The organism is Stutzerimonas azotifigens DSM 17556 (genome assembly GCF_000425625.1).
Classification (GTDB): domain Bacteria; phylum Pseudomonadota; class Gammaproteobacteria; order Pseudomonadales; family Pseudomonadaceae; genus Stutzerimonas; species Stutzerimonas azotifigens.
On the sequence record NZ_AUDU01000078.1, the window covers coordinates 1 to 21,686 of the forward strand.

The window sequence follows — 21,686 nt, forward strand, 5'->3', positions numbered from 1 at the left end:
GCAGTTCGGAAGTTGCCGTGCGATCACCGCCTTTGCCGGATTGAACCCCAAGCTGCAGGAGTCCGGCACCTACAAGGGCCAGACGCGCATATCTCGAACGGGCTCGTCTCGCCTGAGGGCTGGGCTCTATATGCCGGCTGTTTGCTCGCTCAAGCACAACGCCGCCATCAGCGCTCTGCGGGACCGCTTGAAAGCCAGGGGCAAGACCGGCAAGCAGATCGTCTGTGCCGCCATGCGCAAGCTATTGCACATCGCCTATGGGGTACTGAAATCCGGCCAGCCTTTCGACCCTAAACTGGCCCTTGCCCACTAGGGCTCAAGACGGTATCTACGCCCACCCTACGGCGTTCGCCCGGCCTGCCTGGGCCCTCCATCCTGCCTGCGGGCCACCTTCTCCCGGAGGGAGAAGGCAAGGAGCGGGGCATCCCGACGCCGGGTCGCGGGCGGTGCCGGCCATTCGCGGCCAAGGCCGCTCCCGCGAGGGGCAGCGTGCACTCGTGGCAGCGGTCTCGACCGCGGACAACCGCGTGCCGCAGGAGGAAGGAGGGAACGGCGCCCGGTGCTGCCCGGGCGCGAAGGGATCAGTGGCGGTACTTCTTGTGCCACTTGTGCTTGTAGTGGCCCTTGCCGGGATGGCCGTGGTAGTGGCGATCCTGATCGCGCCCGCGGTAGCGGCGGTCGTCATCGTCGTCGCCGTAGCTGTTGCCCAGCGCACCACCCGCCGCGCCGCCAAGTGCAGCGCCGATCAGGCCGCCGCTGGAGCCGCTGACGCGCTGGCCGACCACGTTGCCGCCGGCGGCACCCAGGCCGCCACCGATGGCCGCCTCGGTGCGGCTGCGCTTGTCGGCGCCGGCCACGCTGCCGGCCGCGCCGCCAACGCCCGCGCCAATCGCCGCACCGGTGGAACCGCCAAGGTGCTCGCCGACCACCGAACCGAGAACGCCGCCGAGCGCGCCACCCACGGCGGCTTCGGTGGTGCCGCCGGCGAAGGCGGCACCGCTGGAAAGGCTGACGGACAACAAGGCTGCGGAAAGGTACTTCATAGGGTCATTCCAGTGGGGGAAGTGGGCGCGGATGCTTATGCCGCTTCGCTTGTTTGACAAGCGCCCCCCTGCCCGGTTCGTGACCCAGGCCCCGTAGTGCAAAAAAATTGCCGGCGCCCGCCATACAGGGGGCGCCGGCGTCGGTCCGAAGCCTTCAGCCCGCCCGGGCGGCGACCTTCAGCCCCTCGCGGGCCGCTTGCAGCTGGATGGCGACGAACTTGGAGGTCGGCGTGAAGCTGCCTTCGCCGAAACTGGCCAGCGGCACCAGCGGGTTGGTCTCGGGATAGTAGGCGGCCGCCTGCCCGCGCGGGATGTCGTAGGCCAGCAGGGTGAAGCCTTCGACCCGGCGCTCGATGCCGTCGTCCCAGAGCGAGCGGACGTCGACCTGCTGCCCGGGCTCGAGGCCGAGCCGGCGGATGTCCTCGGCGTTGGCGAAGATCACCCGGCGCTGGCCCCTGACGCCGCGGTAGCGGTCGTCGAGCCCGTAGACGGTGGTGTTGTACTGGTCGTGCGAACGCAGCGTCTGCAGGATCAGGTGCGGCTGTTCGCCGGAGGCGCGCACCGCCTCGGGCAGCAGCTCGTCCGGCAAGGCATGGGCCTGGAACTGCGCGCGGCCGGACGCGGTGTTCCAGCGCCGCTCGCCCGCCGCGTTGCCGAGGTGGAAGCCGCCGGGGTGGCGCGCCCTGGCGTTGAAGTCGGCGAAGCCCGGGATGGTCTCGGCGATCAGTTCGCGGATGCGGTCGTAGTCCGCCACCAGGGCGTCCCAGTCCACCGGGTGGTTGCCCAGCGTGGCCTTGGCGATCCCGGCGACGATGGCCGGCTCCGAGCGCATCTGCTTCGACAGCGGCGGCAGCTGGCCATAGGAGGCGTGCACCATGCTGAAGGAATCTTCCACGGTGACCGCCTGCGGGCCGCCGGCCTGGCGGTCGACGTCGGTGCGGCCGAGGCACGGCAGGATGAGCGCGTCGCGGCCGGTGGTCAGGTGGCTGCGGTTGAGCTTGGTGCTGATCTGCACGGTGAGTTCGCAGCGGCGCAGCGCGGCGTGGGTGCGTTCGCTGTCCGGGGTGGCCTGGGCGAAGTTTCCGCCGAGGCCGATGAACACCCTGGCGCGGCCATCGAGCATGGCGCCGATCGCCTCTACGGTGTTGTGCCCCGGCGCGCGCGGCACGGCGAAGCCGAAGCGGCGTTCCAGGGCGTCGAGCAGCGCCGCCGGAGGACGCTCGTTGATGCCCATGGTGCGGTCGCCCTGCACGTTGCTGTGGCCGCGCACCGGGCACAGGCCGGCGCCGGGGCGGCCGAGGTTGCCGCGCAGCAGCTGCAGGTTGACGATCTCCTGGATGGTGGGCACCGAATGGCGGTGCTGGGTAATGCCCATGGCCCAGCAGACGATCACCCGCTCGGCGTGGCGGTAGATCCGCGCGGCCCGTACGATTTCGTCGCGGCCGAGCCCCGACTGCGCCTCGATCTGCGCCCAGGGCGTGGCGTCGACGGCCGCCAGGTAGGCGTCCACGCCCGTGGTGTGTTCGGCGATGAAGGCGTGGTCGAACACCGCCGGCGCGCCGCTGGCCTGCGCCTCGCGCTCCCACTGCAGCAGGCACTTGGCGATGCCGCGCAGGGCGGCCATGTCGCCGCCCAGGGCCGGGCGGAAGAACGCCGTGTTCAGCGGTGCCGAGCCGTTGCCGAGCATCTCCAGCAGGTGCTGCGGGTGCTGGAAGCGCTCCAGACCGCGCTCCTTCAGCGGGTTGAAGCAGACCACCTGGGCGCCACGGCGCACCGCCTCGCGCAACGGTTCGAGCATGCGCGGATGGTTGGTGCCGGGGTTCTGCCCGAGCACGAAGATGGCGTCGGCCTCGGCGAAGTCGTCGAAGGTCACGGTGCCCTTGCCGACCCCGACGCTGGCGCTCAGCGCCACGCCGCTGGCCTCGTGGCACATGTTCGAGCAGTCCGGGAAGTTGTTGGTGCCGAAGGCGCGGGCGAACAGCTGGTAGAGGTAGGCGGCCTCGTTGCTGGCCCGCCCGGAGGTGTAGAACTCGGCCCGGTCGGGGCTTTCCAGCCCTCGCAGGTGCCCGGCGATCAGGGCGAAGGCGGCGTCCCAGTCGATCGGCACGTAGCGGTCGCTGGCGGCGTCGTAGCGCATCGGTTCGGTCAGCCGGCCCTGGTATTCGAGCCAGTAGTCGCTCTGCTCGCGCAACTGGCTGACGCTGTAGCGGGCGAAGAAGGCCGCGTCGACCCGGCGCCGGGTGGCCTCCCAGTTCACCGCCTTGGCGCCGTTCTCGCAGAATTTCACCCGGCCATCCTCGGGCGAGTCGCCCCAGGCGCAGCCGGGGCAGTCGAAGCCGCCGTTCTGGTTGGTCTTGAGCATCGCCCGCAGGTTCTTGAACGGCTGGCGGCTGTCGAGCCAGGCGCGGGTGACGCTGCGCAGCGCGCCCCAGCCGGCGGCGGGACCGGTGTAGGGGCGGTAGCGCGGCAGGGAAGAGGGCAGGGTCATGGCAGGGACTCCGTATCGGGCACCGGGCTGAACAGGCGCGGGCCGCTGCGATGGGGAAGGTGGATGAGATTGAGACGATGCCGGCGGGCCCAGTCGACCGCCAGCCCGGTCGGTGCCGAGAGGCTGACCAGGGTGCCGATGCCGGCGCGCAGCACCTTGTGGATCAGTTCCAGGCTGCAACGGCTGGTCACCACCGCGACGCCGTCGCGGGTGTCGAGGCGGGTGCGGGCGAGCGCGCCGATCAGCTTGTCCAGCGCGTTGTGCCGGCCAATGTCCTCGCGCCCCAGGCGCAGCTCGCCGCGGGCGTCCATGAACACTGCCGCGTGCACTGCGCCGCAGTGCCGGCCGAGCGGCTGGAACACGGCGATGCGCTCGCGCAGGCCGTCAAGCCATGCGGCCGGCGGCAGGGGCGCCGGGGCCAGGGTCGGCAGCTCGGGCAGCGCCTGGTGCAGGGCCTCGACGCCGCACAGGCCGCAGCCACTGGTGCCGGCCAGCTGGCGGCGCTGCTGCTTGAGCGACCAGAACGCGCGGTTGGCGATTTCCACCTGGGCCTCGCGGCTGTCGCCGGTGCCGGCCAGGCGCAAGTCGAAGATCTCGTCGAGCGACTGCACCGTGCCGCTGGTCAGGCTGAAACCGACGACGAAATCCTCGAGGTCGGCCGGGGTGACCATCATCACCGCCTGGCTGAGGCCGTTGTAGGCGATGGCCAGCGCGCACTCGTCGGCCAGCGCGACGCCCGCGGCATCGCCTTCGAGCGAACGGTAGGCATAGCGGTGGCTGGCCTCGGGCGGCGGCGCGGCTTCGGCTTCGCGCTGGCCGAGAGGAGGAAGCGGACGGCTCATGAGGGGCTCTGCTGTTTTGCCCAAGACTAGACCGCCGAGCGTCCCGCGTCCACGGCGCCCGGCCGTGCGGGCCCGCCGCCGCGGCCGTCAGGCCATCAGCAGGTTGTGGATCTGGTTGATCAGCAGGTCGATGTTGAACGGCTTGCCGATCAGGTCCATGCCCGGTTCGAGGAAGCCGGCGCTGGCCGCCTGTTCGGCGTAGCCGGTCATGAACAGCACGCGCAGGCGCGGGCGCTGCTCGCGGGCGACGTCCGCCAGCTGGCGGCCGTTCATGCCCGGCAGGCCGACGTCGGTGATCATCAGGTCGACCCGTTCGCCCGAATTCAATAGCGCCAGCGCGGCGTTGCCGTCCGCGGCCTCGAACGTCTGGTAGCCGAGCTCGTCGAGCACCTCCATGACCAGCATGCGCACCGCCGGGTCGTCCTCGACCACCAGCACCGTCTGCCCTTCCGGCGCCGGCAGCGTGCGCGCGGGTGCCGGCTGGGCCTGCGGCTCGACCGCCGATGCGGCATGCACCGGCAGGTAGAGGCTGACCTCGGTGCCGACCCCTTCCTCGCTGGTCAGCTTCACGTGGCCGCCGGTCTGGCGGGCGAAGCCGTAGATCATCGACAGGCCCAGGCCGGTGCCCTGGCCGATCGGCTTGGTGGTGAAGAAGGGCTCGAAGGCGTTGGCCAGCACCTTCGGCGACATGCCGCAGCCGGTGTCGCTCACCGACAGCACCACATAGGGACCGGGCGGCAGGTCGCCCACCGGTTCGTCGTCGCTCAGTTCCACCTGGCGCGTGGCGATGCGCAGCGTGCCGCCGTCGGGCATGGCGTCGCGGGCGTTGATCACCAGGTTGAGCAGGGCGCTCTCGAGCTGATTGTCGTCGCTGTCGGCGGCCGGCAGGCCGTCCTGCAGGTCGGTGACCACCTGGATGTGTTCGCCGAGCGTGCGGGTCAGCAGGTCGCGCATCGAGTCGATCAGCCCGTTGACTTCCACCGCCTTGAGGTTGAGCGGCTGCCGGCGGGAAAAGGCCAGCAGCCGGTGGGTCAGGGATGCGGCTCGGTTGGCCGAGGTGATCGCCGCCTCGATGAAACGCCGGGTCTCGCTGGCCCGGCCGGACTGGATGTAGTGCTGGATCAGGTCCAGGCCGCCGATGATGCCGGTCAGCATGTTGTTGAAGTCGTGGGCGATGCCGCCGGTGAGCTGGCCGACCGCCTCCATCTTCTGCGCCTGGCGCAGGGCCTCCTGGGCCTGCTCGCGCTTGGCCATCTCGGCCAGCAGCCGCTCGTAGACCTCGGCCAGCGCGCGGGTGCGGTCCTGGATGCGGCTTTCCAGGGTTTCGTTGAGTTCGCGCAGGCCCTGCTCGGCGATGCGCCGCTCGTGCACGTTCTCGCTGGTGCCGTGCCAGCGCAGCACGGCGCCGTCGGCGTCGAACACCGGCAGCGCGCGGATGCGCATCCAGCGCCGCTCGCCGTCGCTCAGGCGCAGGCACTGCTCGATGTCGAACGGCTGGCCGAAGCGCTGGGCCTTGGCCCAGATGCTTTCCAGCGCGGCGGTGGCCTCGTCGTCGAGCACCTCCAGCCAGTAGCGCCCGAGCGCCTGCTCCTCGCGCATGCCCAGGTGCTGCAACCAGCGGTCGGAGACGAAGGTCAGCCTGCCCTGGGCGTCGGTGCTCCAGTGCATGGCCGGCGACAGGTCGATGATCGCCCGCAGGTGCTGCTCGCTCTCGCGCAGCGCCTGCTCGACCTTCCAGCGTTCGGTGACGTCCAGCGCCATCACGTGGAAGCCCAGGACCCGGCCGCCAGCCTCGTGATGTGGCAGGTACTGGACCAGCGCCTGGCGGGGCTTGCCGTCGCGGTGCGGGCTGTAGGCCTCGAACGAGACGGGCTCGCCGCGCAGGGCGCGCTGGATGTGCTCGCGGCGCAGGGCGTAGGCGCGCTCGCCGAGCACCTCGCGCACGGTGCGGCCCTTCATCCACTCGGGGGTGAGCCCGAACCAGTCGATGTAGGCGCGGTTGCTGAAGCGATAGCGCTCTTCGCTGTCGACGTAGCCGATCAGCACCGGCAGCGAGTCGGTGATCAGCTTGAGTTCGGCCTCGCTGTTGCGCAGCGCCTGCTCGCTGGCCTGCAGCCGGGTGATGTCCATCACCGCGCCGGGGAAGCGCACCGGATGGCCTTCGGCGTCGTAATGGCAGCGCCCGCGGGCGAAGGCCCAGCGGGTTTCGCCGTGCTCGCCGCGCAGGCGGTAGCGCTCGGAGAAGACACCGCTGTGGCGGATGCACTCGCCGAGGGCGGCCTGCACGCGCGCGCGGTCTTGCGGGTGGACGTGATCGAGGAAGGCCTCCAGCGGCCTCTCGCGGGTGGCGCCGGCGGGCTCGAGCTTGAAGAAGCGGGAGAAGCCGCTTTCGCCGACCTCGCCGTCCTGCAGGTCCCAGTCCCAGATGCCGATCAGGTCGCTGGCCTCGAGCGCCAGCTGCAGGCGTTCCTCGCTCAGCCGGTGGGCCTCGGCCCTGAGCTTGTACTGGAAGGCGGCTTCCGACAGGTGCGCCTCGGTGCGCATGCGTTCGGTGGTTTCGGTCAGGCACAGCAGGATGCCGACTACCGCGTCCCGGTCGTCGCGGATGGGGCTGAGCGACAGGTCGAACCAGGCCTCCTCGACCTGCCCGTCGCGCTCGATGGGCAGGTGCTCGCCGGCGAGCACGCGCGGTTCGCCGCGCCGGGCCTGGTCGCAGGCCGGCGCCAGCAGCGCCCAGGTTTCCCCCCAGCCCTGGCAGGCGGCGCGCCCCAGTTCGTGCGGATGACGGCTGCCGATGAGGCGGGCGTGCGCGTCGTTGTACAGCTGCCAGCCTTCGCTGCCCCAGAGGATGCACATCGGGCGTGGCACGTCGAGGATGGTCTGCAGCAGGATGCGCAGAGTGGCCGGCCATTGCGAGGGCGGCCCCAGCGGGGTGGCGGCCCAGTCGTGACGGCGAATCCGTTCGCCCATTTCGCTGTCGCTGCGAGGCCAGCGAGAAGCCGTTTCGGCTGTCATAGAGTGTTGTCCATTCCCTTGCATCACGGCGGGTCTTTTCGCCTGTCAGCAGTGTGGTCCGTCACCGGAGAGGAGTAAAGCGCCTGCCGTCATCCGTCCACGGGGCTCAGTCCGGCGGGCCCTCCAGGCTGCGGGCCACGTCCAGCCAGTCGTCCACCGCGGCGAATTCCCCGGTGTCCTTGCGGCCCTTGCGGCTGTCCGGCTGCAGCACCGCGAGCAGGTGGGCGATGCCGTGGCGGGCGGCGCTGCGCAGCACCGGCAGGCTGTCGTCGATGAACAGGCAGCGACCCGGATCGAACGGGAAGTCCTGCTCCAGCGCGTGCCAGAACTGGGCGTCTTCCTTGGGGAAACCGTAGTCGTGCGAGCTGATCAGACGGTCGAACCAGGGCGCGAGTTCGACCCGCTCGAGCTTCAGCGACAACGAGTCGCGGTGGGCGTTGGTGATCAGCGCGACGCGCTTGCCGGCCTGGCGCAGGGCACCGAGGAAGAGGTCGGCCGAGGGACGCAGGCCGATCAGGTGGGCGATTTCGCGCTTCATCTCGCGGATCGGCAGGTCGAGCTCGCGGGTCCAGAAATCCAGGCAGTACCAGGTCAGCTTGCCCTGGTGCTCGTTGAACAGCGGTGCCAGCTCCAGCTCCGCCATCGCCGGGCTGATGCCGTGGCGCTCGGCGTAGCGCCGCGGCAGGTGCTCGAGCCAGAAGTGGTTGTCGAAATGCAGGTCGAGCAGGGTGCCGTCCATGTCAAGCAGGACGGTATCGATGTTGGACCAAGGCAGGGCAGGGATCATGGGCGGCGGTCGTGGCAGGCAGTGGGAAGGGGCGCGAGGCTCGGCACCCATACTATACGGACCGCGGCCGACCGCTCGAATGCCGCGACGATTTGGATTCGCCGGCGGCCTGCCCTCATCCAGCCCCGCGGGCCACCTTCTCCCAGCGAGAGAAGGGAAAGGCACGGCGCTGCCCGTGGCCCCGCCAATCCCCCTGTAGGAGCAGGCTCTGCCTGTGGGAGGCGCGCCCTCGCGGCGACAAGGCGAGGCCTGCACCCGCCCCCAAAGGCTCGCCCCGGGGGCGCAATGCTGTGCACTTAAGTGATGGACCCTTGGCCTCGGGCAGGCCTACGGCCTGCATCGCCGCGAGGGCGCGCCTCCCACAGGGATGTGGATGCCGCAAGCCCGTCGGGAACGGGCGCGGCCTCCCACAGGGCTCGGCGGGCAACTCCGCTTTTCCCTCAGCCCAGGCACCGCTGGATGCGCTGCAGCAGGCGCATGCCGGGGAGGATCGAATGGATGTCGCTTTCCGGCGTGCGCCCGGTGCGCACGGCCTCGACGAATTCGGCATCCTGGCTGGCGAACGCGGCGCCTTCCAGCGGCACCGGCTGCCCCTCGCCGTCGCTGAGCTCGTCGCGGAAGGCGCGGTAGGTGTCCTGCTCGCCGATGTAGCGGTAGAAGCCGCCGAACGGCCCCTTGTTGTTGAACGACAGCGCCAGCGTCAGCAACTGGCCGGTGCGGCGCTCGCGCAGGCCGATGCTCATGTCCATGGGAATGCCCATGACCGGGTGGACCGGCCCCTGCTGCGCCTGGACGTCGAAGTCCTCGGACTCCAGCAGCCAGGCGAACAGGTCCACCGAATGGCAGGCGTGGTGCCAGAGCAGGTTGTCCGTCCAGGTGCGCGGCTGGCCGAACATGTTGAGGTTGCTGCGGCGCAGGAAGTAGGTCTCGGCGACCAAGTGGTGCAGCTGGAAGGTGCCGACCTGGATGCGCGACTTCAGCCAGCGGTGCGCCGGCGAGAAGCGCCGGCTGTGCGCGACCATCATGACCTGCCCGCTACGACGCTGCGCCTGGCCGAGCGCCTCGGCGCCGGCCAGGTCCAGTGCTGCGGGAATCTCGATCAGGCATGGCAGGCCGGCTTGCGCCGCCATCAGGCCGTGCTCCACGTGCAGTGCGGAGGGCGAGGCGATGACCACGGCGTCCACCTCGCCGGAGGCCAGGCAGGCGGCGTAGTCGTCGCTGCAATGGGGGATCGACCATTTCTGCGCCAGCGCCCGGCCGGCGTCCAGGTCGCGCGCCACCAGCGCCTGGAGCGCCGCGCCGGGCAGCGAGGCGAGCACCTCGGCATGGGTGTGGCCCATGGCGCCTTCCCCGACCAGGGCGATGCGCAGCGGCGGTGACTCAACGGGCACCGGTGATTCCTCTCTGTTCCAGCCAGGCTTCCACCTCGCGGTTGAACGCCTCCGGCGTCTCGAAATAGGCCGAATGTCCCGAACGTGCGATGCAGACGTAGTCGGCTCCGGCCACCTGGCGGCTGGCTTCGGCCACTTCTTCCGGCGGGAACAGCACGTCCTCATCGCCGACCAGGAACAGCACCGGAACGCCGGCCGCCGCCAACTCCGCGGGCGCGTGGGAGGCCTGGGTTCCGGTGAGCGTGCGCACGTTCGCCTGGTTGAAGCTGGCGATGGCGGTGTAGAGCAGCGCGCGGTCGGGGTGGTTGTCGATGCAGGTCGGCCCGAGCACCCGTTGCACCTGGCCGAGGCCGGCGTTGCGCTCGGTCAGCGCGGCCATCCGCCGCTGCTGCTGCGGCTCGAGCTGCAGGCCGAACAGGGTGTCGGCCAGCACCAGGCCGGCGACCTGCTGCGGATGCCGGCAGGCGTAGCTGAGCGCGGTACCGCCGCCCATCGACTGGCCGACCAGCACCGCCGAAGGGGTGTCCGAGTCGACCAGCAGCAGCGCCAGGTCCTCGACGAAGCGATCGCGCCCAAGCCGCTGCGGATCGCTCGAATTGCCGAAGCCGCGGGCGTCCGGCACCAGCAGGCGGAAGCGCGAACGCCAGGCGACGATCTGCTGGTACCAGCTGGCATGGTTGCCGCCGACACCGTGCAGCAGCACCAGCGTCGGGGCGTCGGCGCCGGCCTCGTCATAGAGTTCGTAATAGAGCGTGGCGCCGTCGGCGGCTACGGTGGGCATGGCGGGCTCCCGGGCGCGGCGCGTCAGCGCCAGACCACGAAGGCCATCCCGCAACCGGTGCCGGCCGGGCTGCGGTAGCAGGGCACGTAGTCGATAAGCTCCATCTCCATCGGCTGCACCGCGCCGGCCAGCGCCGACCAGCAGCGGAACTCGGAATTGCCCGACTGCAGCTTTTCCAGCGGCAGCTTGGCGTGGGCCTCTGCCGTGCCGTGGGCCATGATGTCGAGGAAGCCCCGGTCGAAGTCCTCGTCGACCACGAAGTGGCTGAGCCCGCCGGTGGCGACCACCGCGACGCGCAGGTCCTCCGGCCAGCTCTCGACGATCTCGCGCAGGGTTTCGCCCAGCTTGAAGGCGCGGGCGGGGGCGATCTGGTTCGGCGGATAGTAGGTGTTGATGCTCACCGGAATGATCGGCGTCGGCGTCTCGCCCATCACCTTGTAGTACACGTAGCCGAACGAATGGCTCATGCCCTGCTCGGGCTTGTAGTAGCGCGAATGCGCCACGTCGAAGTCGCGCGCCATCAGCTCGCCGATCAGGCGCTCGGCATAGGGCCGGGCCACCGGGTAGTCCTTTTCCTCCTGCGGATACCAGTCGTCGGCCTTGAGGTCGGCGGCGTACTTCCACTTCATCATGCCCTGCGGCTTGTAGGGAATGGTGTCGCCCCAGTAGACCGAGATCGCCGGCATGTTGTCCTCGTGGAAGACCTCCTTGTGGTCGTCGCCGATGACCAGCACCACGTCCGGCTTGGCCTCGGCGAAGATCGCCTTCACCCGGGCCACGGCCTGCTGGTTGGCCCGGTGGCGCTCCCACAGTTTCTCCATCTCGATCTCGTCGAGGATCGCCGGATCGGCCTTGGCCAGCAGTTCCTCGTAGGTGACCCGCTGCCCGTCGTGATCGAACAGGGCATGGATGTGGACGTCGTCGTGCCCTGCGCGGGCCAGCCAGGCGCCGGGCTCCATCAACAGGGTCGGGCTGTGGGAGGAACCGATACCCAGGATAATCTTTGCCATCGCCGCTAGCTCCTTGGTGCGCAGGGTTGGATCGAAAGGCGACCGGAAGATCACCGTTGCCGCATTCTGGAAAACGCGCCGGGGTGCCACAAACGATTTATGTCGTGTTCATGGATGACTCAGCGTCATGCATGGCCTAAGGTGGCGGGGAGTCCACCGGAGCGAACGCAATGCCTTCCCGCCATCCGCCGCTGCTGTCCCTTCGCGCATTCGAGGCCGCCGCTCGCCACCTCTCCTTCACTGCCGCCGCCGACGAGCTGTTCCTCACCCAGGGCGCCGTCAGCCGCCATGTGCGCGGGCTGGAGGACTTCCTCGGGCAGAAGCTGTTCGACCGCTTCACCCGCCGGGTCGAGCTCACCGCCACCGGGCTCGAGTACTACCGGGCGATCCAGGCGGCCCTGGGCGACATCGAGAAGGCTACGCAGCAGGCGATGCAGCCCGAGCAGAAGGCTTCGATCACCATCAACGTCATGCCGACGCTCGGCGCCACCTGGCTGATGCCCAAGCTGGCCAGCTTCAGCGAAACCTACCCGCACATCGACGTGCGCATGATCTCCTCCATTTCCCCAGTCAATTTCCAGGCCAACGAGGTCGACGTCGCCATTCGCTGCGGCCGCCTGCCCGGCAGCCCGCGCCAGCCGGGGCGGCCGCGCATCGACGCGGACATGGTGACCAACTGGAAGGGGATCAACGCCGAATACCTGCTGCCGGACATCCTGGTTCCGGTGGTCTCGCGCAAGCTGCTGTCGCAGGGCGCGGCGATCGACAGCGCGCGCGACCTGCTCAAGTACCGGCTGATCCACAACACCAGCCGCCAGTACGCCTGGCCGGACTGGCTGGCGGCGCAGGGCGTGCGCCTGACCTCGCGCACCGAGTCGATCAACTACGGGCACTTCTTCATGGCGCTGCGGGCGGCGATCAACTGCAAGGGCGTGGCGCTGCTGCCGGCGATTCTCATCGAACACGCCTTCGAGGCGATGGATCTGGTGCGGCCGTTGCCGGTGGCCATCGAGAGCGACGGCGCCTACTACCTGCTGACCCGCGAGGACGCGCACACCAACCGCTCGGTGCACACCTTCTGCAACTGGCTGCTGAGCGAGGCCCGCAACGAGGGCGGGCCGGAGTCGGTGGAAGGCGAGGCTCAGCCGTAGCGCCGGGTGACCAGCCGCTCGAGCAGCACCACGACGCCGTAGAGCGTCAGGCCGATCATGCACAGCAGCAGGATGGCGGCGAGAATCAGCGCCGTATCGGCCTGCGACGAGGCGAACACGATCAGGTAGCCCAGGCCCTTGGGCGCGCTGATGAACTCGGCGACGATGACGCCGATCATCGCCAGGGTCACGGCGATCTTCATGCCGCTGAAGATATGCGGCACCGCGTACGGCAGCCGCACCAGGGTGAAGACCTGCCAGGAATTGGCGGTCAGCCCCTTGCACAGGCGCAGCATGTCCGTCGGTGTCGCGCGCAGACCGGTCATGGTCGAGACCACGATCGGGAAGAACGCCATGAAGGTGGCGAATTCGATGCGCGACTGAGCACCGATCCCGACCCAGACGACGAACAGCGGCGCCAGGGCGATCTTCGGGATCAGTTGGAAGAACACGATGATCGGATAGAACGCCGAGTTCAGCAGGCGCGAATAGGTCAGCAGCGTGGCCAGGACGATGCCCAGGATGGACGCGGCAACGAAGCTGGCGATGGTCTCCAGCGTGGTCGGCACCGCCTGGTCCAGCAGCACCGGCCAGACCTCGGTCAGCCGTGTGTAGATGTAGCTCGGCGGCGGCAGCAGGCTGAGCGGGACCTGGAAGTGCTTGACCAGCACCTCCCAGACCAGCAGGAACAGGCCCACCACCATGATCGGCAGGAAGATCCGCTCGGCCAGCTGCCGGTAGCCGGCCAGGGCGGGACGGGAACGACGCTTGCGCACCGCAATGGGGCCCGGCTCGGCGGGCGGGCGCGCTTGTGGGGCGACTGGCGCAAGACGCGGCTTGCTCTCGGCTTCCTGGCTCTCGGCTTCACGGACATTCATGGGCTGGACCTGCTGCATGGGCGCGGTGACTCGCTTCATTCGGTGGTGGCGACAGCTGCGGCTGCCGAGCGGTAGCGGTTGTTCTGGTCGGCGGCGTAGCCGGATTCGATGTAGCCGCGCAACTGGTTGCACAGGCGGTTGAACTCGGCGCTTTCGACGATGCGCGGATCGCGCGGACGCTCGAAGGGAATGCTGATGTCGCAGACCACCGTGGAGGGGCGCCGCGTCATCACCAGCACGCGGTCGGACAGCAGCACCGCCTCGCGGATGCTGTGGGTGATGAGCACGCCGGTCTTCGGGTGGCGCTGCCAGATGTCCAGCAGGGCGACGTTCATCTCGTCGCGGGTGATGGCGTCCAGCGCGCTGAATGGCTCGTCCATCATCAGCAGCGGCGGATCAAGGATCAGCGCCCGGCAGATCGCCACGCGCTGGCGCATGCCGCCGGACAGCTGCGCCGGCCGGTGCTGGTGGAAGTCCTTGAGGCCGACCATCTCCAGCAGTTCGTGGGCGCGCGCCTCGTAGTCGCGGCGCGGCCGCTTGAGGATGCGCACCGGAAACAGCACGTTGTCGATCACCGAGACCCAGGGCAGCAAGGTCGCTTCCTGGAAAATCAGGCCGACGTCCGGGCGCGGGCCGGTCACCTCCTTGTCCCGTTCGATGATCACGCCTTCGCTGACGTCCTCCAGCCCGGCCATCATCATCATCAGCGTCGACTTGCCGCAGCCGCTCGGGCCGAGGATGGAGACGAACTCGCCCTCGCGGATGGAAAAGCTCGCTTCGCTGACCGCCTCCACCGGGCCAGACGGCGTCTCGTAGATCTTCGAAACCTTCCAGACGTCCAGATGCTTGCTCATGCCGCGCCACCCTTGAGCAGTTCCGGGAACTCCCGGGTGCCGCTCTGCAGGGCCTGCCATTCGGCCTCGGTCAGCTGGACGCCGCCGATGAAGCGGTTGGTGAACAGGGTTTCCACGTCCGGCCGCGTGGCGGAGGCCGGCGCGGCGTACTGCATGATCAGGTCGGTCATCTCGCCGACCCGCCCCAGGTCGCTGTAGCCCAGGCCGTTCTGCATGGATTCCGGGCGCGGCACCGAGGCCAGCATGAAGCCCTGGCTGAGGCGCACGTTCTCCTTGCCGCCGGCGCTCAGTGCCAGTTCCGGCACCTTCTTCAGCAGGATGCCCATGGAGGCTTCCGGGTCGCGGCAGGAGAACGCCAGCGCCTCGAGGATCACCTCGGTGACGTCCTGGCACAGCTGCGGGTCGCGCTCGAGCATCTCGGGGCGGGTGACGATGTTGTTGGAGTAGAACGGCATGCCGTAGTCCGCCAGCAGCATCGCGCGGGTGTCGACGTTCATGCCCTTGGCCACCGCATAGGAGCTGCTGGTCACGCACCAGGCGGCGTCGATCTGCTGCTCCACCAGCGTGCGTTCCAGCACCCGCGGGTCGGACTGGACGATCTCCACGCTGTTCGGGTCGATCTCCGATTCCAGCGCGAAGGCCTTCCACAGGGGGAATTCCACCGAGGCGGGCACGCCCCCCATCTTCTTCCCCGCCACGTCGGCGGGTGCCTTGATCGGCGAGTCGGTACGCACCAGCAGGCCCAGGTAGGCCTCGTAGTTGGTGGTGCCCAGCGCCACCAGCGGCAGCCCGTTGGCCGCGCAGAGGATGGTCGAGCTGGCCGAGACCAGGCCGAAATCGAACTGCTTGTTGGCGATCGCCTGCCCGGCGGCGAGCGAGCCGTAGCCGCGACTGATCTCGATGTCGATGCCGCGCTTCTTGAACATGCCCTGGTCCTGCGCCACGTACATGTAGGCCGTGGCGCCCTGGGCCAGCCAGGGCAGGGTGAATTTCACGGTGCGCGAACCCTGGGCGAATACCGCCGGCGCCATCGAAGCCACCCCGACGACGCCCGCGGCCTTGAGAAGGTCGCGGCGCGAGATGCTTGCCTTGTCGAACAGACCCATATCCTTGCTCCCGATCAGGTGGACGAATGCCGGCTACCGCCTTCACCAGCGGTACTGCCACGGTCCATGCAAGTTATGAGCACAGCCGAAGCCCGAACAAATGATTTATGTGGGGCTCATGCATGAGTTTCAGTAAAGCGTCGCTCCGGCCCCATGAATGAATCTAAGTAATGCATGGGGTGCCTAAAAATCGTTTGTTGGCTATCGAGTGGCTTCTCCATGATCTGCCGCAGGGATCAGGAGACAGGTCATGAGTACCAACGACAGCAACGTCACGCGGGTCGGCATCGCCGGCCTGGGCACCGTGGGCAAGACCATCGCCCGGACACTCGCGGCCGGGATACCGGGCGTGCGCCTCACGGCGGTTTCGGCACGCGACGTGGAAAAGGCCCAGGCCTGGCTCGACGGGCAGGGCATCGACGTTCCGGTGGTCGCCATCGGAGAACTGGAGCCCCACTGCGACGTGGTCGTCGAGTGCGCACCCTCGGCCCTGATGCGGGAACTGGCCGAGCCGGTGCTCAAGGCCGGCAAGAAACTGGTGGTGCTGAGTTCCGGCGCGCTGCTCGACCGGCTCGACCTGATCGAGCTGGCGCGGCTGCATTCGGCGCAGATTCTCGTACCCACCGGCGCGCTGCTCGGGCTGGATGCGGTCAAGGCCGCGGCCGAAGGCAGGATCGAAAAGGTCACCATGGTCTCGCGCAAGCCGGTGGAGGGCTTCCGTGGCGCTCCCTTCCTGGTCAAGCACGGGATCGACATCGAGGGTATCGTCGAGCCCAAGCGGATCTTCTCCGGCAAGGCGCGCGAGGCGGCGACCGGCTTCCCGGCCAACCTCAACGTGGCCATCTCGCTGTCGCTGGCGGGCATCGGCCCCGACCTCACCGACCTGGAGATCTGGGCCGACCCCACCATCGAGCGCAACACGCACACCATCATCGTGGATTCCGACAGCGCCCGCTTCTCGATGACCATCGAGAACATCCCCACGGAAAACCCGAAGACCGGGCGCATCACCGCGCAGAGCGTCATCGCGCTGCTGCGCGGGCTGAGCGCGCCGCTGAAGGTCGGCACCTGACCGATCCGATGACTTAACGAGACACGGATACCTACTGGAGCATTGCCTGATGAGCACCAAGAAGCATGCAGAAATCGCCGGCGCCGGCTTTTCCGGAATCGCCAGCGCCATCGCCCTGACCCAGCGCGGCTGGAGCGTCCGTGTCCACGAGGCCAGCCCGCACCTGCGGGCCTTCGGCGCGGGCATCTTCATCTGGGACAACGGCCTGCACGTGCTGGACGCGCTGGGCGCCTACCAGGACGTGCTGAACGGCGCCTTCGCCGCGCCAGCCTACGAGACCCGCACCAACGGCGAGTGCACCTCCTACCAGGCGATCAACAGCCCCGGCAACCTGCGCCTGCTGACCATGACCCGCCAGCACCTGTACCAGTCGATGCTGTCGGCCGCGCAGCGCCTGGGCATCGAGTTCGTCACCAGCTCCGAAGCGGTCGGCGCCTCGCCGGAGGGCGAACTGTGGCTGGCCGACGGCTCGCGGCTGAAGGCCGACCTGGTGATCGGCGCCGACGGGGTGAAGTCGAAGGTGCGCGATGCGCTGGACATCCCGATGGAGCGCGAGCGCTATCGCGACGGCCTGACCCGCGTGCTGACGCCGCGGCTGTCGCTCAAGGGCGGCAAGTGGGACAACGTCATCGACTTCTGGAGCATCCGCCCGGAGCGCACCCTGCGCATCCTCTACACGCCGTCCGGCGAGGACGTGCTGTACATGGCGATGATGGCCGCCCTGGACGACGGCGAGGCGTCGTCGATCCCGGTGCGGCCGGCGGTCTGGGTCGAGGCCTTTCCCGAGCTGCGCCCGGTGCTCGAGGCGATCGGCGACACCGGTCGCTACGACGTCTACGAGAAGACGGTGCTGCAGCGCTGGTCCAGCGGCAAGGTGGCGATCGTCGGCGATTCGGCCCACGCCATGCCGCCGACCCTGGCGCAGGGTGCCGGCTGCGCCATCACCAACGCGCTGGGCCTGGCCGTGGCGCTGGAGGAAGCCGGTTCGCTGGAAGAGGGCCTGCAGCTCTGGGAGCGCCGCGAGCGGCCGCTGACCGACCACACCCAGGGCCGCGCCTCGGCGCTGGCCGCCTCCCGCGACCTGTCCGCGGGCATGGACTGGGACGACATCGGCCTGAAGGCGGCGCGGCACATCCCCACCGGCACCAGCGCGACCTTCAGCCTCTGAGCGGATGCTGCCGATGCCCGTCTGCCTGATCGCCGAACCCATCCACCCGGCGGGCGTCGCCCTGCTCGAGGCCGCCGGCGTCACCGTGCGGCACGCCTCCACGCCGCGCCTCGAACGGATTCCGGACGAGCTGCGGGAGATCGATGCCATCATCGTTCGCACCGCGCTGCCGGCCGAGGCCATCGATGCCGCCCCGCGGCTGGCGGTCATCGCCAACCACGGCACCGGAACCGACGGCGTGGCGGTGGCGCATGCCCATGCGCTCGGCATTCCGGTGGCCTTCACCCCGACCGCCAACGTCCGGGCGGTCGCCGAGCATGCGCTGATGCTGATGCTGGCCGTCGCCCGCCAGGCGGTGCAGGCTGACCAGGCCACCCGCGCCGGCGACGCGGGCTTCCGCTTCACCCAGCGCTCCATGTCGCTCTATGGCAAGACGCTGGGCATTGTCGGCTTCGGCCACACCGGCCGGCTGCTGGCGGAGATGGCGCAGGGGCTCGGCCTGCGGATCCTGGTCTGCTCGCCCAACGCGCCGGCCGAACGGCTGGCCACGGTGGAGGTCGCCAGCGATCTCGAGCAGCTGCTGCAGGAAAGCGACGTGATCAGCCTGCATCGGCCGCTGCGCGCGGACAGCCGGCACCTGATCAACGCTCGCACGCTGGCGCTGATGAAACCCGGCGCCATCCTCGTCAACACCTCGCGCGGCGGGCTGGTCGACGAGGACGCCCTGGCCGAGGCGCTGCGCGAAGGGCGGTTGTTCGGCGCCGGGCTGGACGTGCTCGCGCACGAGCCGATGCGGGCCGACTCGCCGCTGCGTCAGTTGCCCAACCTGGTGCTCTCGCCGCACACCGCCGGCTCGACCCGGGAGGCGCTGCTGGAGACCGCCAGCCAGTGCGCGCGCAATGTCATCGATGCGCTGAACGGGGTCGAGCCGGCGCACCTGGTCGACCCGACCGTCTGGCCGGGAAGGCGCATCCACGGCCTCTGATCCCGTCGCCCGAAGGGCGATCGGGCGACTCAGGCCCGTGCCGGCAAGATCCGCTCGGCGGAGGGCTCGCGCCCGCCGCCGAGCGTTGCCATCAGACCGAAAACGACGGCCACACCCGCGGGAACAGCTCGCCGCCCACCGGATCGCCGTGGCGCAGGCCGGGGTCGCGGATCGGGCGGGTGACGTTCGGCGCCTCGCGATAGCGCACGCCATCGCCCATCCAGCGTACCGACAGGGCACGGCGGCGCCGGTCGGGACGGCTGTTGCCCGGCGCGCCGTGCACCGCCATGGCGTGGAAAGCCAGGCAGTCGCCCGGCTCCAGGGCATCCCAGGTGAGGAATTCGTAGCGATCCCGCTCGGCGTCGATGTCCGGCATCGGCTCGAGGTCGTCGGCGTAGTCCTGGCGATAGCGGAAGTCCGGCGCGCTGAAGCGCCGGTTCCAGCGGTGCGAGCCCTTGACGAACTGCAGCAGCCCGCTGTCCCGCTCGACCGGGTCGAGCACGATCCACAGCGAACAGATCTGCTCGCCTTCCACGCACCAGTAGGGAAGGTCCTGGTGCCAGGGCGTCGGCGCCTCCGCGCCCGGCTCCTTCACCAGCAGGTGGTCGTAGAACAGCCTTGCCTGGCTGGCGCCCATGAGCTCGGCCGAGAGCTGCGCGCCCGGACCCTCGAACAGGAAACGACGAAAGTCGTCATCGAAGGTCCACATGTAGCGGTCGCCACGGAAGCTGCCCTGGTGGCTGTCCTTGCCATAGCGCGTGCCGAGCGGGCCGGGCTTGGCCAGCACCCGTTCGGTGGCCTGGCGCAGCGGTTCGACCCAGGGGGCGAAGTGGCCGCGCAGCAATACCGCGCCGTCCTCTGCGTAACGGGTCCGTTGTTCTTCGGTGACGAGCGTCGACATGGCGGCTCCTTTTCGTGCAGGCCATTGCGGTTTCTGCTGCCCACGCTAGGAGCGGCGGCCGAGAGCGACAAACGATTTTTGCAACGCGGATGCATGACCGATACGCATGCGTTTGGCTGTCGTCGGTTGTCGTCCTTCGGGATGTCGGCGCCCGGTATACTAGCGGTTCGCGTTTCCAGGAGTGTTGCCATGCGCCAGAAGCCCACCGTGCTCGCCCGCGAAATCGTCGCGTCCAGTCGCCTGTTCCGCGTCGAGGAGGTGCAGCTGCGTTTCTCCAACGGCACCGAGCGGACCTACGAACGGCTGGTCGGTCGCGGCAGCGGCTACGGCGCGGTGATGATCGTCGCGCTGGAGGATGCCGAGCACGCGCTGCTGGTGGAGGAGTACTGCGGCGGCACCGACGCCTACGAGCTGTCGCTGCCCAAGGGGCTGATCGAGCCGGGCGAGGACGTGCTCGACGCCGCCGACCGCGAGCTCAAGGAGGAGGCCGGCTTCGGCGCTCGGCGCCTGGAACACCTCACCGAACTGTCGCTGTCGCCCGGCTACATGAGCCAGAAGATCCAGGTGGTGCTGGCGCGCGACCTCTACCCCGAGCGCCTGCCCGGCGACGAACCGGAACCGATGCGGGTCGACCGGGTCAACCTGCGCGAGCTGGCGAGCCTGGCCCAGCATCCGCAGTTCAGCGAGGGGCGCGCGCTGGCGGCCCTGTACCTGGCCCGCGACCTGCTGATCCAGCGAGGAGAATTCGGCGCATGAGCCATGCCTACCTGACCCGCGTGATCGACCTGGTGCGTGCCGCCGGCGACGTCATCCTGCCGTACTGGCGCGGCGAGCTGACGGTCACCGAGAAGGCCGACGCCTCGCCGGTGACCGCCGCCGACCTGGCCGCGCACCGCCTGCTCGCCGAGGGCCTGGCGGCGCTGGATTGCTCGATCCCGGTGCTCTCCGAGGAGGATTGCGAGGTGCCGCTGGCCGAGCGCCGGCAGTGGACCTCCTGGTGGCTGGTCGACCCGCTGGACGGCACCAAGGAGTTCATCGCCGGCAGCGAGGAGTTCACCGTCAACGTGGCGCTGATCGAAGGCGGCCGGGTGGTGTTCGGCGTGGTCGGCATTCCTGCCAGCGGCCGCTGCTACTACGGCGGCGCGGCGTTCGGCGCCTGGTGCGCCGACCGCGACGGCCAGACCCATCCGCTGCGGGTGCGCGACGAGCCGGCCGGGCCCTTCACCCTGGTCGCCAGCCGCCGGCATTCGAGCCCGGCGCAGGAGCGTCTGGTCGAGGGGCTGCGTCAGCAGCAGGGCGACCTGGCGCTGGCCAACGTCGGCAGCTCGCTGAAGTTCTGTCTGCTGGCCGAGGCCAGGGCCGACTGCTACCCGCGGCTGGCGCCGACCTCGCAGTGGGACACCGCCGCGGCCCAGGGCGTGCTGGAAGGCGCCGGCGGCGAGGTGCTGGACGTCGACGGCCGGCCGCTCGAATACCCGCCGCGCGAGGACTTCCTCAACCCGCACTTCCTCGCCCTGCCGCAGGGCGTGGGCTGGCGTGCGGCGCTGATCGAGCTGGCGCAGCGCGCCGAACGCGAGGCCTGACGCCGCTCAGCGGTGTACGACGAACTGGCCGCTGAAGCGCACCGCGTCGCGGCCGCTTGCGTCCGGGATGCGGCTGTCCAGCGTCAGGCGGGCACGGCCGCGGCGTCGGTAGATCGTCAGGAAACGCTCCCAGGCCCGCTCGTCCGGGGCGCTGCAGATCGCCTCGGCGTCGCTGCGCACCGGCAGCGGATAGTCGATCGCACTCTGCTGGATCACGATGTGCCCGTCGCTCACGCCGGCCTCGCGCAGGCGCAGGTGCAGCCAGCCCCAGCCGGCCAGCACCGCGGCGCAGTACAGGCTGCCGCCGAACTGGGTGCTCATGTGGTTGACGTTGGGCGCCAGCGGCAGGCTCAGGCACAGCGTGCGGCCGTCCCAGTGGGTCACGCCGAGGTGCATGGCGCGGGTCAGCGGGATGTCCTGGTGCAACAGCGCTTCGAGGTGGCGGCAGTCGGGGTTCATGCCGGTGTCCTGTTCACGGGAAAGGCCCAGCATGCCGCCTGTGCCCGTGCGATGCCAGCGCGCCTGCGTTGGGAGGCCCGCCCCCGGGGCGATGCTCTTGTGGGAGCGGGCTCGATCGCGAATGAACCTGCACGTTGCCACGCACCAGCGCCGAGTCAATCCCCCTCTCCCT

At 69.5% G+C, this 21,686-nt stretch carries 20 protein-coding genes; 7 read left to right on the forward strand and 13 right to left on the reverse strand.

What is annotated here, in order from left to right; all coding sequences use genetic code 11:
• The coding region (locus tag H610_RS0107675) for a transposase (RefSeq protein ID WP_028239126.1) at window positions 1-313 on the forward strand (313 nt) is incomplete at its 5' end.
• A 268-nt stretch (window positions 314-581) separates the two neighbouring features.
• On the opposite strand, the gene H610_RS0107680 is transcribed toward H610_RS0107675, so the two are convergent.
• The 8 genes from H610_RS0107680 to H610_RS0107715 form a co-directional block, all read right to left on the reverse strand.
• Window positions 582-1,043, reverse strand: coding sequence for a YMGG-like glycine zipper-containing protein (locus tag H610_RS0107680; RefSeq protein WP_028239127.1), 462 nt, complete (start codon window positions 1,041-1,043; stop codon window positions 582-584).
• Between the two features lie 154 nt (window positions 1,044-1,197).
• Window positions 1,198-3,531: an FdhF/YdeP family oxidoreductase gene (locus H610_RS0107685; protein ID WP_028239128.1), complete on the reverse strand. Its 2,334-nt coding sequence runs from the start codon at window positions 3,529-3,531 to the stop codon at window positions 1,198-1,200.
• Window positions 3,528-4,373, reverse strand: coding sequence for a formate dehydrogenase accessory sulfurtransferase FdhD (fdhD, locus tag H610_RS0107690; RefSeq protein WP_028239129.1), 846 nt, complete (start codon window positions 4,371-4,373; stop codon window positions 3,528-3,530). The genes H610_RS0107685 and fdhD overlap by 4 nt, the downstream gene beginning before the upstream one ends.
• A gap of 87 nt (window positions 4,374-4,460) precedes the next feature.
• On the reverse strand, window positions 4,461-7,343 hold the full coding sequence (locus H610_RS24830) for a PAS domain-containing hybrid sensor histidine kinase/response regulator (protein ID WP_152529062.1): 2,883 nt from the start codon (window positions 7,341-7,343) through the stop codon (window positions 4,461-4,463).
• Window positions 7,344-7,494: 151 nt separating this feature from the next.
• Window positions 7,495-8,175 carry a GMP/IMP nucleotidase gene (gene yrfG, locus H610_RS0107700; RefSeq protein WP_028239130.1) on the reverse strand — a complete coding sequence of 227 codons (681 nt, stop codon included), beginning with the start codon at window positions 8,173-8,175 and terminating at the stop codon, window positions 7,495-7,497.
• 440 nt (window positions 8,176-8,615) lie between these two features.
• Complete coding sequence (locus tag H610_RS0107705; RefSeq protein ID WP_051231586.1) at window positions 8,616-9,566, reverse strand: Gfo/Idh/MocA family oxidoreductase; 951 nt, start codon at window positions 9,564-9,566, stop codon at window positions 8,616-8,618.
• The gene (locus H610_RS23500) at window positions 9,556-10,347 is read right to left on the reverse strand and encodes an alpha/beta fold hydrolase (protein WP_051231588.1); all 792 of its coding nucleotides are present in this window, start codon (window positions 10,345-10,347) and stop codon (window positions 9,556-9,558) included. Before H610_RS23500 ends, H610_RS0107705 begins: the two co-directional genes overlap by 11 nt.
• A gap of 23 nt (window positions 10,348-10,370) precedes the next feature.
• Window positions 10,371-11,357, reverse strand: coding sequence for a DODA-type extradiol aromatic ring-opening family dioxygenase (locus tag H610_RS0107715; RefSeq protein ID WP_028239132.1), 987 nt, complete (start codon window positions 11,355-11,357; stop codon window positions 10,371-10,373).
• A gap of 170 nt (window positions 11,358-11,527) precedes the next feature.
• On the opposite strand from H610_RS0107715, the gene H610_RS23505 reads away from it, so the two are divergent.
• On the forward strand, window positions 11,528-12,508 hold the full coding sequence (locus H610_RS23505; protein ID WP_051231590.1) for a LysR substrate-binding domain-containing protein: 981 nt from the start codon (window positions 11,528-11,530) through the stop codon (window positions 12,506-12,508).
• On the opposite strand, the gene H610_RS0107725 is transcribed toward H610_RS23505, so the two are convergent.
• Genes H610_RS0107725 through H610_RS0107735 form a run of 3 tightly spaced genes read right to left on the reverse strand, consistent with a single transcriptional unit; the run spans window position 12,499 to window position 15,346 of the window.
• Window positions 12,499-13,386, reverse strand: a complete 888-nt coding sequence (locus H610_RS0107725; protein WP_028239133.1) for an ABC transporter permease — start codon at window positions 13,384-13,386, stop codon at window positions 12,499-12,501. The two genes, H610_RS23505 and H610_RS0107725, sit on opposite strands and share 10 nt — an antisense overlap.
• A 35-nt stretch (window positions 13,387-13,421) precedes the next feature.
• Window positions 13,422-14,240, reverse strand: coding sequence for an ABC transporter ATP-binding protein (locus H610_RS23510; protein ID WP_051231594.1), 819 nt, complete (start codon window positions 14,238-14,240; stop codon window positions 13,422-13,424).
• Window positions 14,237-15,346 carry an ABC transporter substrate-binding protein gene (locus tag H610_RS0107735; RefSeq protein ID WP_028239134.1) on the reverse strand — a complete coding sequence of 370 codons (1,110 nt, stop codon included), beginning with the start codon at window positions 15,344-15,346 and terminating at the stop codon, window positions 14,237-14,239. Before H610_RS0107735 ends, H610_RS23510 begins: the two co-directional genes overlap by 4 nt.
• 250 nt (window positions 15,347-15,596) lie before the next feature.
• Between H610_RS0107735 and H610_RS0107740 the strand changes: the two genes are divergently transcribed.
• The 3 genes from H610_RS0107740 to H610_RS0107750 are packed head-to-tail and all read left to right on the forward strand — an operon-like array spanning window position 15,597 to window position 18,571.
• Window positions 15,597-16,418, forward strand: a complete 822-nt coding sequence (locus tag H610_RS0107740; RefSeq protein WP_028239135.1) for an aspartate dehydrogenase — start codon at window positions 15,597-15,599, stop codon at window positions 16,416-16,418.
• Window positions 16,419-16,467: 49 nt separating this feature from the next.
• Window positions 16,468-17,586, forward strand: coding sequence for an FAD-dependent oxidoreductase (locus H610_RS0107745; RefSeq protein WP_028239136.1), 1,119 nt, complete (start codon window positions 16,468-16,470; stop codon window positions 17,584-17,586).
• A gap of 13 nt (window positions 17,587-17,599) precedes the next feature.
• A complete protein-coding gene (locus H610_RS0107750) occupies window positions 17,600-18,571 on the forward strand; it encodes a hydroxyacid dehydrogenase (RefSeq protein WP_028239137.1) in 972 nt (323 codons plus the stop codon).
• A gap of 91 nt (window positions 18,572-18,662) precedes the next feature.
• On the opposite strand, the gene H610_RS0107755 is transcribed toward H610_RS0107750, so the two are convergent.
• Complete coding sequence (locus H610_RS0107755) at window positions 18,663-19,472, reverse strand: phytanoyl-CoA dioxygenase family protein (protein ID WP_028239138.1); 810 nt, start codon at window positions 19,470-19,472, stop codon at window positions 18,663-18,665.
• 189 nt (window positions 19,473-19,661) lie between these two features.
• Between H610_RS0107755 and nudE the strand changes: the two genes are divergently transcribed.
• Window positions 19,662-20,228, forward strand: a complete 567-nt coding sequence (nudE, locus tag H610_RS0107760) for an ADP compounds hydrolase NudE (protein ID WP_028239139.1) — start codon at window positions 19,662-19,664, stop codon at window positions 20,226-20,228.
• Window positions 20,225-21,055 (forward strand): 3'(2'),5'-bisphosphate nucleotidase CysQ, encoded by an 831-nt coding sequence (cysQ, locus tag H610_RS0107765; RefSeq protein WP_028239140.1) that lies wholly within the window; start codon window positions 20,225-20,227, stop codon window positions 21,053-21,055. The genes nudE and cysQ overlap by 4 nt, the downstream gene beginning before the upstream one ends.
• Window positions 21,056-21,061: 6 nt before the next feature.
• On the opposite strand, the gene H610_RS0107770 is transcribed toward cysQ, so the two are convergent.
• Window positions 21,062-21,514, reverse strand: coding sequence for a thioesterase domain-containing protein (locus H610_RS0107770; RefSeq protein WP_028239141.1), 453 nt, complete (start codon window positions 21,512-21,514; stop codon window positions 21,062-21,064).
• Window positions 21,515-21,686 lie beyond the last annotated feature (172 nt).